Origin of the sequence: Flavobacterium flavigenum (genome assembly GCF_027111255.2) — a bacterium.
Lineage (GTDB): Bacteria > Bacteroidota > Bacteroidia > Flavobacteriales > Flavobacteriaceae > Flavobacterium > Flavobacterium flavigenum.
Genome location: NZ_CP114285.2, coordinates 1,086,461 through 1,099,410, shown reverse-complemented (window position 1 = coordinate 1,099,410; position 12,950 = coordinate 1,086,461). Strand labels below are relative to the sequence as shown.

Genomic DNA, 12,950 nt, shown 5'->3' with positions numbered 1-12,950 from the left:
ATTTTAGTACTATTTTAAAGATATTTTTAGGTGTGTTTTTTATCATAAATGAATAAGATTAGTCTAAATAACCTGAATTTTTATGTTGTTCAAAACCATTACTTCTCTCTTCTTTCTCTTAAATCATTTTCAATTTCAATTTCCATGTCTTTATCAATTACATAAAAGCATAATAAAACAGCACTTATAATAAATATAAAACCAGGATAAATACTTATTGATAATTTAATTCCTTCAAGAGCTGCTGATACCTGATGAACTTCTTCTGCTACATAACCATATTTTGATAAAAAAGCGGCTCCCAAAGCACCTCCAATACTTATTCCTATTTTTAATCCGAAAATCATTGCCGAAAAAATTGTTGCTGTTGCTCTTCGATTGTTTTTCCATTCGCTATAATCTGCTACATCAGCGATCATTGCCCATAATAACGGAATTGTTATGCCATAAATAAATCCGTGTATTAATTGTGTAACAAAAACCAATGTAATAGCTGTTTTGCTGTAAAAATTAAAAAGCAATAAGCTTATAGCTGATAAAAATATGAAGGTGATGTAAATATTTCTTTTTCCAAATGCATTTGCAAGTGATTTTGAAAACATAATTCCAAAAATCATAAAAAGAATTCCACCAGCATTAAAAAGACTAAAGGCAGTAGTAGGTACATCTTTTGGCCACTGAAGATCTGTTAATCCAATTCCAGTTAGCAAGTTATTCACTGAACCAATAAATGCAGTGAAGCCAATATCTTTTAAAAAAAGAGTTTGTGCAGCAGGATCTAAATAATATTTAAAATAAAAAACATACATTCCGCCCTTTAACGACAAGGTTATAAAAACCAAAATAGTAACTAATACCATAACAATCCAGGGACCGTTTTTAGATAAATCTATAAAATCCTGCTTAACGGAAGATTCCTGATTTTTTTTAGGAATGATTCTTTCTTTCGTGGTGAAGAAAGTAATCAGTAAACAAATTACCCCTACAATTGCAAACAATAACATTGTATTTTTAAAACCAATAGCTTTATCACCGTGCCCAAGAATTAAAACGAGTGGTAATAAAAGCGACTGAATTATAAATTGAGCTATCATTACAGCTACAAAACGATAGGAAGAGAGACTGTTTCTTTCTTTCATATCGCCTGTCAACACACCGCTTAAAGCAACATAAGGTAAATTGTTTGCGGCATAAATTAAGACTAAAAAAAAGTATGTAAGGAGTGTATAGGCTATTTTGCCTCTCAGTCCAAAATCAGGAGTCAGAAAAGACAGGACTGAAGCAATGCCAAAAGGAAATGCTGTCCATAGTATCCAGGGTCTGAATTTTCCCCATTTGGTTTTAGTACGGTCAGCAATAATTCCCATAATAATATTGAAAAAAGCACCTATAAAACCACCAATAAAAATAATAACACTTGCTGTTCCGGCAGGAATTTTATAAACATCAGTGTAAAAAAAAGCCAGAAAGGTCAGTAATGTCTGAAAAATTAAATTTGCTGCAAAATCACCTAAACCATAACCTATTTTTTCTATTACTGAAAGTTTTTGTGATGTGTTATTCATATAGGATATTGTTTTTTATTGGTAGCTATACCAATTTTGAAAAATATTATTTAAATAAAATTTATCAGAATGAACATGTTTTTTATTCATTTTTGATAAAAACTAATCGGTAAAAATAGTTTGAAAGTTGAAATATGATTGTCAATTTTGAAGCGTTTAATAGCATATTTGAAGCATAATTTGACAACATTGAATCTATTAAATATAAATTGTTATTTTAGCTTCTTAGTTAAAAATACATCCTCATTTTCATATAATTAATCACTTGTTTTATTCAATTTATATGCGTTTTTTATCTCTTTTATTAATCATTTCATGTTTTATTACCAGCTGTAATAACAAACAGAATAATCAGGAAAATCATAAATATACCAATGACCTGATTGATGAAACGAGTCCATACCTTTTACAGCATGCACATAATCCGGTAGACTGGAAAGCATGGAATAATGAAACCCTTGAAAAAGCTAAGAAAGAAAACAAACTCATTATTATTTCTGTAGGTTATTCGGCATGTCATTGGTGCCATGTGATGGAAGAAGAGAGTTTTGAAAACGAAGCTGTAGCGAAATTAATGAACGATAATTTTATCAGTATAAAAGTAGACAGGGAGGAGCGTCCTGATATTGACCAAATCTACATGAACGCAGTACAATTGATGACAGGAAAAGGTGGTTGGCCATTAAACTGTATTGCGCTTCCTGATGGTCGTCCTATTTTTGGAGGAACATATTTTACAAAAGAGGAGTGGAATAAAGCGCTGACTGAAATCTCTGATTTGTATAGAAATAATCCACAAAAAGCTATTGAATACGCAGATAAATTAGTAAAGGGAATTAAGGAATTACAATTAATTAAAGTCAATAACGATGAAGCCAATTTTAAAAAATTAGATGTTTTTACAACTGTAAAATCATGGCAGAAGGATTTGGATTATAAAGAAGGAGGACTAGTTGGTGAAACCAAATTTCCAATGCCGGGTATATTAAATTTTTTGCTTCGATATAGTATTCAAAATAATGATAAATCGATTCAAAAATATGTAGAAACGACACTTACCAAAATGGCTGACGGTGGAATTTATGATGCGATTGGTGGAGGCTTTTCAAGATATTCATTAGATACAAAATGGCATATTCCTCATTTTGAAAAAATGCTCTACGATAATGCACAGTTAGTAAGTTTATACTCTGATGCATATCTGGTTACCAAAAATGAGTCATATAAAAAAGCTGTTCATGAAACACTGGATTTTGTAGAGAGGGAGCTTATGGCTTCTAACGGCGCTTTTTATTCTTCGTTAGATGCAGACAGTAAAAATAAGGAAGGAAAATTAGAAGAAGGGGCTTATTATGTGTGGACCAAAGAAGAGTTACAGTCTTTATTAAAATCGGATTACACTTTTTTTCAAAAATATTTTAATATTAATGAAAACGGCTTATGGGAAAATCAGCAATATGTTTTGTTTAAAAACCAATCAAATAAAGATTTTGCGATAAGCAATAAATTGAAAATGAAAGAACTGGAAGCCAAAGTAAAAAATTGGAAGCAAATACTATTAACAGCCAGAAACAAAAGATCCCGGCCTCATTTGGACGACAAAACCCTTACTTCCTGGAATGCTTTAATGATAAAAGGATATGTTAGTGCTTATCGTGCATTCAAAAATCCGCATTACAAGCAAATCGCATTAAAAAACGCCAGTTTTATTGTAAATAACCAGCTTAAAAAAGACGGAAGTTTAAATCACAGTTATAAAGAGGGTAAAAGTACTATCACTGGTTTTTCTGAAGATTATGCCACAGTTGCAGATGCATTTATTGCAATTTATCAGATTACATTAGATGAACAATGGTTAGGCAAAGCCAGGCAATTAACAGATTATGCGATGAAACACTTTTGGGATAAAAAATCAAATATGTTTTATTTTACATCTGGCAGTTCTGCAAATCTAATTGCCAGGAAGATGGAAATTGCTGACAATGTGATTCCAGGATCAAATTCAATTTTTGCCAATAATTTATTTCACTTGGGGCATTATTATTCTGATGATGTATATGAAAAAACAGCTGAAAGAATGCTAAATAATATAAAAGATGATGTATTGCAGTCACCAGCAGAATATTATAACTGGTTGAATTTAATGCTGAATTACACCGATAATTATTTTGAAGTTGCCATTTCGGGAAAAGCTACTATGACTAAAGCAGTTCAGTTTCAAAATTACTATTTGCCCAATATTCTTATAGCGGGTTCTACAAAAGAAAGCGCTCTCCCAATTTTAAAGGATCGTTTTGTAGATAATGAAACCTATATCTACGTTTGTGTCAATAAGGCTTGTAAGAAACCCGAAAAGGAGGTGAGTATAGCTGTTGCTAAAATAAAAAATAGCTTATAAGGATTTATATCTATCATGAACACTGTTAATAATGAATATAGTGTTTTTTTAACTATATAAATACATACACTGTTTTTTACCTCTTGTATTTGTTTGAAATTAACAATAAAAATAAAAAACAACCGATTGTTCTATTAAATATTTTTATATATTTGTAATAAATACACTTATTATCTACGCTGGTTTATTTTTTATTCGACAGAGATGTATTTTAAGTTTCTCATAATAGAATCATAATATAAACTTTGTTTATCATTTGATAATAATTTGCATGTAGTTTAAAAAGAGGATACATCTTTTTAATTAGTATTCTCTAGAAAATATAGTTGACGCGAGAAATAAGTAAAAATTATTTTGAGCAGGATTTAAAAGTTTAATATTTGGTTATATTCCTAGTTGTATAGATAGTTTATAACTAATGTTAGTTAGTGTTAGTTTTTTAAATTAAAGCCGGAAGTTCAAATCCCTTTCGGCTTTTTCATTACAGATTCATATTGTATGTGCGAATTTCTTTTGAAAAGATGTATTATAAAAAATACAGTTATTGAGATAAATTATTTATCAGAAAACAACTTTTAAGTTTATGTATCCATACAAGTAAAATTACTATCAGAATCCTGCATCGAAATTAATGGTAAACAGATATAATAAAAAAAAGGAAAAGATAAACCACATAATTATTAAACCCAAAAAACTGTAACATGAAATTTAATATCACTATACTATTAATATTTTGTTGTATTCCAACGTTTAAAATGACAGCTCAAAACCCAATAATTAACCATATTTTTACTGCTGATCCTTCACCAATGGTCTACAAAGACACCTTGTTTTTATACACCGGGCACGACGTAGCCACAGAAGCCGATACCAATTATAAAATGGCCGATTGGCGTGTGTTTTCTACAATTGATATGGTAAAATGGAAAGATCATGGGGCACCACTTTCACCAGGTACATTTTCATGGGCAACAGGGGATGCATATGCCGCTCAGTGTATCGAAAGAAATGGTAAGTTTTATTGGTTTGTTTCCACATTTCATAAAAAAGATGAGGTGAGTGGAGGTGGAGCAGCCATAGGTGTTGCAGTTTCAGATAAACCTACGGGACCTTTTAAAGATGCGATAGGTAAAGCCTTAGTAATTAATGAAATGACAACTGACATGAAATATGGTTGGGATGATATTGATCCAAGTGTATTCGTGGATGATGATGGACAAGCTTATCTGTTTTGGGGTAACGGTAGCTGTAAATGGGTAAAACTTAAAGAAAATATGACAGAAATAGAGGGCTCTATTAGCACTTTTAAACCCAAAAATTATATTGAGGGGCCATGGGTGTATAAAAGAAAAAATCTTTATTATTTAGTCTATGCCAGTGCAGGAACAAAACCAGAAATGATAGAATATTGTACCGCTAAAAGTCCAGTCGGACCATGGACGTATCAAGGTATTATTCAGGAAAATGTAACCAATAGTTTTACAACACATCCCGGAATTATAGATTACAAAGGTAAATCATACTTTTTTTATCATAATGGTAGTTTGCCTACAGGAGGAAGTTACAGACGTTCTGTATGTGTGGACTACATGTATTATAATGCAGATGGAACCATTCAAAAAATAATACAGACTACCAAAGGAGTAAGTAAAATCAAATAATATATTTTATCTCGATCAAATGAAAAATAAAATCAGTTTCATCTTTATTTGTTTTAGTTTAATTATTCAATCTTCTGTTTCTCAGGAAAAAAAAGCTCATAACCCTACTGTTTTTGCTGACGTTCCGGATTTGGCTATAATCAGGGTTGGACAAAATTATTACATGAGTAGTACTACAATGCATATGAACCCTGGTCTGCCTATTATGAAATCTACAGATCTCGTTAATTGGAAACTTATTAACTATGCCTATGATACTTTAGCCGATATACCTGAATTAAATTTAACTGAGGGAAAAAGTACTTACGGTAGAGGATCCTGGGCGAGTAGTTTACGATTTCATAAGGGAATGTATTATGTAACAACTTTTTCGGGCACAACGGGAGAAACGTATATTTTTAAGACAAAAGATATAGAAAAAGGAAACTGGCAAAGAATCTCTTTTAAACCATCTTATCATGACCATTCTTTGTTTTTTGATGATGATGGAAAATCATATTTAATTTATGGGGCTGGAAAAATAAAAATCATTGAATTAAACGAAGGACTCACAGGTATAAAAGATGGTTCAGCCGAAAAAGTTATTATTGAGAATGCCAGTAAACCTGCGGGTGATAATATTATGCTGGGTTCTGAAGGGTCTCAATTGTTTAAAGTAAACGGAAAATATTATCTGTTTAATATTTGCTGGCCTAAAGGGGGAATGCGTACAGTAGTAATACACAGAGCTGACAATCTTAATGGTCCATGGGAAGGGAAAGTAGGTTTGCAGGATTTGGGTGTTGCCCAGGGCGGACTTATTGATACTCCTGATGGGCGCTGGTTCTCCTACCTTTTTCGCGATTTTGGTGCGGTAGGTAGAATTCCTTATCTGGTTCCTGTTAAATGGCAGGATGGCTGGCCAGTATTAGGTGAAAATGGCAAAGTGCCGGAAACGATAGATTTGCCGGTTAGTAAAGGACTAATTCCGGGTCTTGTTGCTTCAGATGAATTCAATCGCAAAAAAGGGCAGGAAGCACTTCCATTAGTTTGGCAATGGAATCATAATCCAGACAATACACTTTGGTCAGTAACAGAAAGAAAAGGATACTTGCGTCTTAAGACGGGAAGAATTGATACCGATTTTCTTTTAGCAAGAAATACACTTACACAGCGCACTATTGGCCCTACAAGTAAAGGTTCTGTTTCATTAGATGTTTCCAAATTGAAAGAAGGAGATTTTGCAGGATTAAGTGTATTACAAAAAGATTTTGGATTAGTAGGTGTAAAAGTTGAAGGGAATCAAAAGTCTATTATAATGGTAAGTACCAAGGATGATAAATCCACAGAATTTCAGAGAGTTCCTTTGCATCAGGATCAGATTTATTTAAGAATAGATTGTGATTTCACCAATAAAAAAGATGAGGCTAATTTTTTCTATAGTTTAGACGGAAAGACATGGAATCCCATAGGCGAAACCTTAAAAATGAAGTATACTATTCCACAATTTATGGGCTACCGTTTTGGGTTATTTAATTATGCCACAAAAGAAACGGGAGGTTATGTAGATTTTGATTGGTTTAAAATTAAAAATTAAAACAACAAACGATGGTAATAAATAAAAATTACACTAGAATATTCTTGATCAAGATTCAAATTTTAATACTGATTTTCTGTTTTTTTGTACCCGTTTTGGCGATTTGCCAAAATAAAAAGAAAGCAGGAAAATCAGAGTCTAAAATACCGCATTATCGTAATCTGTTTAAAGAAGCAGGATATAGCCAGGACGAAATAGATAAAAAAGTAGCCAAAGCTTATTATGATGTATTTGAAGGACCTAATAAAGTTTATTTTGAAGAAGGTGATTCTTTAGGATATGTTTCTGATGTAAAAAATAAAGATGCACGCACTGAAGGAATGTCATACGGTATGATGGTTGCAGTTCAGTTCAATAAAAAAGATGTTTTTGATCGTCTCTGGCGATGGTCAGTAAAATACATGCAGCATCAGGATGGTCCAAGAGAAGGCTATTTTGCATGGAGTGTAAATCCTGAAACTAAAAAACAAAATTCACCTGGTTCTGCATCAGACGGAGAATTGTATTACATAACCAGCTTGCTTTTTGCTTCGAACAAGTGGGGGAATGATACCGGGATTCATTATTATAATGAAGCAAGAAGAATATTAGACGCCATGTGGAAAAAAGATGGGACAGGTAATATTCATAACATCATTAATACAGAGCATAAACAAATATCATTTGTGCCAGAAGGGCGAGGATACGAATGGACAGACCCATCCTATCATGTTCCTGCATTCTATGAAATATGGGCTTTGTATGCCAAAGACGGACATGAACAGTTTTACAAAGAATGTGCTGAAGTTTCTCGTAATTTTCTGCATAAGGCATGTCATCCCGTAACAGGATTAAACTCGGATTATGCTGAGTTTAGCGGAGAACCACATCCTACACCATGGATGCCCCCCGGATTTCGTTATGATTCCTGGCGTGTGCCTATGAATATTGCTATGGATTATACCTGGTACGGAAAGGATAAAAAATGGCAGGAAGAATATGCTGTAAAATTTCAAAACTTCCTTAGATCTAAAGGAATAGAAACGTTTGTAGATCAATACAATCTTGATGGTTCCACACCAGATTTTATTCTACAGGCCGGACCAGTCAAAAAACTCAGACACTCAATAGGATTAGTAGGAACTTCAGCCACAGCATCATTGGTGAGTCCCGATAAGAAGAGTATGGATTTTGTTCATGCACTTTGGAAAGCTAAGCTTGAACCTTATGAAGATGGTTATTTTGACCCCTATTATGATGGGCTAATGTATCTCTTCAGCCTGATGCATCTTAGTGGTAACTACCAAATTATACATCCAGCAGTTAAATAATTTTTTAATCGAAAAAATAAAAATATGAAACAATATGCAGTTGTAATGCTATACGCATTTATTTTATCAGGTTTTGCAGGCTTTTCACAAACAAGTCAGACCTCCATTGCTGAGGATTTCAAACCTTCAACAGTTAATCAGCTAGGTCAGGAATATCCTCAGGTTAATTCTCAGGGCTATGCGCGTTTTCAAATTTTGGCTCCTGAAGCTAAATCCGTTGTTGTAAGTCTTGGCTTAGGTGGTGCAAAAGGAGGTACTGCTCTCACTAAAAGTGAAGATGGCTATTGGAGAGGAACTACAGCAAATATCATGGATGAAGGTTTTCATTATTACCATGTGACTATCGACGGAGGTATCTTTAACGATCCGGGGGCACTCAATTTTTATGGCTCTACGCGCTGGGAAAGTGGTATTGAAATTCCGGCACACGATCAGGATTTTTATGCTCTAAAAGATGTTCCACACGGAAATGTACAGCAAATCCTTTTCCCTTCAAAAAGCACTAATACATCCCGCAGAGCTTTTGTTTATACTCCGCCTGGTTACCATAAAGACAAAGCTAAACAATATCCGGTTTTGTATTTGCAGCATGGCTGGGGAGAAGATGAAACCGCCTGGAGCAATCAGGGACGTGTTAATTTAATTATGGATAATTTGATTGCAGAGGGAAAAATTAAGCCATTTATTATTGTTATGACTTACGGAATGACGAATGAAGTGAAATTTGGTGGTTTGTCAAGTTTCAAAATAGAGCCTTTTCAGACGGTTCTTGTAGATGAATTAATTCCTTATGTTGATTCCAATTTTCGTACAGTTGCCAATCATAGTAATCGTGCAATGGCAGGTTTATCAATGGGAGGCATGGAAACAAAAAGTATAACACTTAATAAACCTGAAGTTTTCTCTCATTATGCACTTCTTAGTGGAGGAACTTATAAACCAGAAGATATTAAGGATAAATCAAAAGTAAAACTTATCTTTTTAAGTTGTGGAAGCAAAGAACGTCCTGATGCTGTTAAAAGTGCAGTATCAAGTCTTAAAAGTGCTGGCTTTAATGCTGTTTCCTATGTTTCGGATAACACAGGTCATGAATTTCAGACCTGGCGTAGAAGCTTTAAAGAATTAGCTCCACTTTTATTTAAATAATAGATTTTTAATTGGATGAATCTATTGATCTGAACAAGAATTTTATCGAAAGTGGCAATACTTTTTAGCTTTACTGATTTGTCTGAAAAAAATAATTTAAACTTAAAAAAACAAAAAATGAAAAATAATCTTATTATAGTCCCTATAATTTTCTGCCTATATTTTCAATTAGTTTCGGGGCAGGAAACAAAAATAACGGAAGATTTTAAGCCTTCATCAGTCAATCAGCCTGAAAAGAAATTTCCTCAGGTTAATTCGCAGGGTAGGGTTCGTGCCAGTATTGCTGCGCCAAATGCTAATAAAGTTCAGCTTGATCTGGGCGGTGTTAAATATGATCTGGTAAAAGATGCTAATGGTATATGGACAGGGGATTCTAATCCGCAGGATGAAGGATTTCATTATTATCAGTTAAATATAGACGGGGCTTCCGTTCCGGATCCGGGAACCTTATATTTCTACGGTGCCGGCCGATTAGGAAGCGGAATAGAGATTCCTGCTAAAGATCAGGATTTTTTTTCGCTGAAAAATGTACCTCATGGTCTTGTCAGTGAAAATATTTACTTCTCAAAACTAACAAATTCATTTAGACGTTGTTTTATCTATACACCACCTGGTTACAATGAAAACATTAAAACACGTTATCCGGTTCTTTATTTACAACACGGAAGTTTTGAGGATGAAACGGGCTGGTCTTCCCAGGGGAAAGCAAATTTGATTTTAGACAATCTGATCGCTGCAAAACAAGCAAATCCTATGATTATTGTAATGGATAATGGATATGCCTATAAACCACAAAATAGTCAGCAAGACAAAAAAGAAAAAATGGTATCTATATTCGAAGAGGTACTAACCACTGAAGTAATTCCAATGATTGATGCAAAGTTTCGAACTATCTCAAATCGCGAAAACAGGGCAATTGCCGGCCTTTCTATGGGTGCAAATCAAACGATGAGAATTATGATGAACCATTTGGATACTTTTTCTCAATACGGCGGATTTAGCGGTACGTCAAATTATCCTAATACAGATCCAATTGATGTTTCTACATTTTTAGACGGAAAATATAAAGATGGCGATGCTCTCAATAAAAAAATAAAACTTTTTTGGTTAGGCTTAGGTACTAAAGAACCTGTTCCTTTCCCAAAATCTGTTGGCGCATTCCGGGCGATGTTAGATCAGCAAAAAATTAAATATGTATATTATGAGTCGCCTGAAACAGCTCATGAATGGCTTACATGGCGAAGATGTTTATACCAATTTGCTTCAAAATTGTTTAGGTAAATAAAAAAAGACAATGCTAAATAAAATAAACCTTTAAAGTAGTTTTTACTTTAAAGGTTTTTGTGTAAGGTGTTGTTTTTGTGTGTTTTATTTTATTTTATTTTTTTTTTCTTACATTTGATGGAAGGTTTTGTATCTAATAATCATTATGGAAAAGTTAAACGCCCGGTTTATCTAAAACCTGATACTGATGATTTTTTTAAAAAGATTAGAAAAGAAGTTAATGAAACTGTTTTGCAGAATTCATCTTTATACCTCTTAAATATTATAAAGTCTCTGGGACTTGTTATTGCCTTCTTTTTATTTTATGCCTGTATTATCTGCTTTGGGAAACAGTACTCCTTTATTATTTTTATTTTACATTTTATGTGGAATTACGATGATCGTACTGTTCATCAATGCATTTCATGATGCTGCACACGGAGCATTATTTAAAAAAAATAAGCATAATCAGTGGTTTATGTATGTTTTGGAGCTTTTTGGGAGTAATCACTGGCTTTGGACAAGGCGTCATATTAACCTTCATCATGTTTATACCAATATTCCTGATTGGGATGTTGATATAAAGCAAAGCGATATCGTCAGAATATTTCCTAACAGCCCGCTATTTAATTATCATAAATATCAGCATATCTATATGTGGCTTATTTATCCATTTTATCATGCTGTAAGGTCCCATTTCCGAATACTCAAGAATAAAGGAATAAAGGAAAATATTATGATGGAAGGAGAGATATAAAAAAAATGTTTTGTTTATATTTACCTAAACACAGTGAATTTTTATAATGAAGTCAACAGTACAGGTAATTTCATATTCAAACTTTTTATTTTTTTTAGTTTCTTTTTTTTGGATAATTTCTTCAAGCGCTCAGAATGATGTATATAAAGATGTCTCTCTGGCTGATACTACTTTCGTCAATTTAAAGGACTACAGTAAAGATTTCATCTACGATATGAAATATGCTACTGAGGATAATTTTTTAAAAGCAAAAGTGTATGATTGTGCTGAATGTTTTTTGCGTTTAAAGACTGTTCAGGCTCTGATAGAAGCCAACAGGGATTTTATGAAGAAAGGCTATAAAATTAAACTTTATGACTGCTACAGACCATTATCTATTCAGAACAAAATGTGGCAGATAGTTTCAAATCCGGAGTATGTGGCAGATCCAAAAAAAGGCTCCATCCATAACAGAGGAGGAGCCGTTGATATTTCTTTAGTTGATTCTAAAGGTAAAGAAGTTGATATGGGAACTCCCTTTGACTTTTTTGGGATTCAGGCAAGTCATAATTATACTAAACTTTCTAAAGAAGTATTATCGAATAGAAAATTACTTAAAAAAGTAATGATAAAGAATGGCTTTAATTCTTTTGATTCAGAATGGTGGCATTATAATTTGAAAACAGGTTTAAAAGATAAGGTTTCAAATCAAAAATGGGATTGCGAATAATTTATTCCACACATCTGATATTTTCCATAAAATAAGTAGCAGGCTTGTATGTTTTTCCGTTCATCTCTGATGTAATTTCACCCCTTATAATATAATCTTCGGTTGCCGTTAAATATTTAATTCGCATAATGGTTACAGGCGATTTCTTCAATTCTTCATAATTATCTTTCATAAACATAAAAATACCGGTATTGATCCGGTTATTAAAATCTTTGTCATGAAGCAGGGTTCCGCAATTTTCCTGATTGACATGTAGCAATGTAACAACTTTACCATTCTGTAATTGTAAAAATACTTTTGAGTTTTTATCAAAACAATTAGCTTTTATAAAATCCTTGCTTTTTTGGATCAATTGTAAGTTTAATGTTGGCAAACCGTCAGTTTGTGCCAAAGAAAAAAAGATATAATCAAAAGTGTTTCCAAAGTTTTTTTCACTTACCAGATATTCATTTGTAACTTTATAAGTACCAATTGAATCTGTTACGTTTGTACTGTATTCACAAGGTTTTTGGGCAAATGTGCTATAAGTTAACAGAAAAAAAGCTAGTGTAATTAAGTATTTCAT

At 32.9% G+C, this 12,950-nt stretch carries 10 protein-coding genes; 8 read left to right on the top strand and 2 right to left on the bottom strand.

All coding sequences use genetic code 11. From position 1 onward, the window contains the following. Nucleotides 1-98: 98 nt before the first annotated feature. Nucleotides 99-1,565, bottom strand: coding sequence for an MFS transporter (locus tag OZP09_RS04105; RefSeq protein WP_281310332.1), 1,467 nt, complete (start codon nucleotides 1,563-1,565; stop codon nucleotides 99-101). Between the two features lie 283 nt (nucleotides 1,566-1,848). On the opposite strand from OZP09_RS04105, the gene OZP09_RS04100 reads away from it, so the two are divergent. From OZP09_RS04100 to OZP09_RS04065, 8 genes are all read left to right on the top strand, one after another. Next, entirely contained in the window at nucleotides 1,849-3,963 is a 2,115-nt protein-coding gene (locus tag OZP09_RS04100; RefSeq protein WP_281310331.1) for a thioredoxin domain-containing protein, read from the top strand. A gap of 701 nt (nucleotides 3,964-4,664) precedes the next feature. Further along, complete coding sequence (locus OZP09_RS04095) at nucleotides 4,665-5,624, top strand: glycoside hydrolase family 43 protein (RefSeq protein WP_269236658.1); 960 nt, start codon at nucleotides 4,665-4,667, stop codon at nucleotides 5,622-5,624. A 19-nt stretch (nucleotides 5,625-5,643) separates the two neighbouring features. Continuing rightward, complete coding sequence (locus OZP09_RS04090; protein WP_281310330.1) at nucleotides 5,644-7,200, top strand: glycoside hydrolase family 43 protein; 1,557 nt, start codon at nucleotides 5,644-5,646, stop codon at nucleotides 7,198-7,200. Nucleotides 7,201-7,211: 11 nt separating this feature from the next. Then, complete coding sequence (locus tag OZP09_RS04085; protein WP_281310329.1) at nucleotides 7,212-8,510, top strand: family 8 glycosyl hydrolase; 1,299 nt, start codon at nucleotides 7,212-7,214, stop codon at nucleotides 8,508-8,510. Between the two features lie 24 nt (nucleotides 8,511-8,534). Further along, nucleotides 8,535-9,656 (top strand): alpha/beta hydrolase-fold protein, encoded by a 1,122-nt coding sequence (locus OZP09_RS04080; RefSeq protein WP_281310328.1) that lies wholly within the window; start codon nucleotides 8,535-8,537, stop codon nucleotides 9,654-9,656. Between the two features lie 117 nt (nucleotides 9,657-9,773). Further along, nucleotides 9,774-10,937, top strand: coding sequence for an alpha/beta hydrolase-fold protein (locus tag OZP09_RS04075; protein ID WP_281310327.1), 1,164 nt, complete (start codon nucleotides 9,774-9,776; stop codon nucleotides 10,935-10,937). A 307-nt stretch (nucleotides 10,938-11,244) separates the two neighbouring features. Next, on the top strand, nucleotides 11,245-11,676 hold the full coding sequence (locus OZP09_RS04070) for a fatty acid desaturase (RefSeq protein ID WP_281310326.1): 432 nt from the start codon (nucleotides 11,245-11,247) through the stop codon (nucleotides 11,674-11,676). Nucleotides 11,677-11,722: 46 nt separating this feature from the next. Then, entirely contained in the window at nucleotides 11,723-12,385 is a 663-nt protein-coding gene (locus OZP09_RS04065; RefSeq protein ID WP_281310325.1) for a M15 family metallopeptidase, read from the top strand. A 1-nt stretch (nucleotide 12,386) separates the two neighbouring features. On the opposite strand, the gene OZP09_RS04060 is transcribed toward OZP09_RS04065, so the two are convergent. Further along, the gene (locus OZP09_RS04060) at nucleotides 12,387-12,950 is read right to left on the bottom strand and encodes a hypothetical protein (protein ID WP_223680495.1); all 564 of its coding nucleotides are present in this window, start codon (nucleotides 12,948-12,950) and stop codon (nucleotides 12,387-12,389) included.

Coding starts and splice junctions, on each gene's coding strand:
- OZP09_RS04105 (WP_281310332.1), bottom strand. CDS start 1,565: ATGAATAACACATCACAAAAACTTTCAGTAATAGAAAAAATAGGTTAT.
- OZP09_RS04100 (WP_281310331.1), top strand. CDS start 1,849: ATGCGTTTTTTATCTCTTTTATTAATCATTTCATGTTTTATTACCAGC.
- OZP09_RS04095 (WP_269236658.1), top strand. CDS start 4,665: ATGAAATTTAATATCACTATACTATTAATATTTTGTTGTATTCCAACG.
- OZP09_RS04090 (WP_281310330.1), top strand. CDS start 5,644: ATGAAAAATAAAATCAGTTTCATCTTTATTTGTTTTAGTTTAATTATT.
- OZP09_RS04085 (WP_281310329.1), top strand. CDS start 7,212: ATGGTAATAAATAAAAATTACACTAGAATATTCTTGATCAAGATTCAA.
- OZP09_RS04080 (WP_281310328.1), top strand. CDS start 8,535: ATGAAACAATATGCAGTTGTAATGCTATACGCATTTATTTTATCAGGT.
- OZP09_RS04075 (WP_281310327.1), top strand. CDS start 9,774: ATGAAAAATAATCTTATTATAGTCCCTATAATTTTCTGCCTATATTTT.
- OZP09_RS04070 (WP_281310326.1), top strand. CDS start 11,245: ATGCCTGTATTATCTGCTTTGGGAAACAGTACTCCTTTATTATTTTTA.
- OZP09_RS04065 (WP_281310325.1), top strand. CDS start 11,723: ATGAAGTCAACAGTACAGGTAATTTCATATTCAAACTTTTTATTTTTT.
- OZP09_RS04060 (WP_223680495.1), bottom strand. CDS start 12,950: ATGAAATACTTAATTACACTAGCTTTTTTTCTGTTAACTTATAGCACA.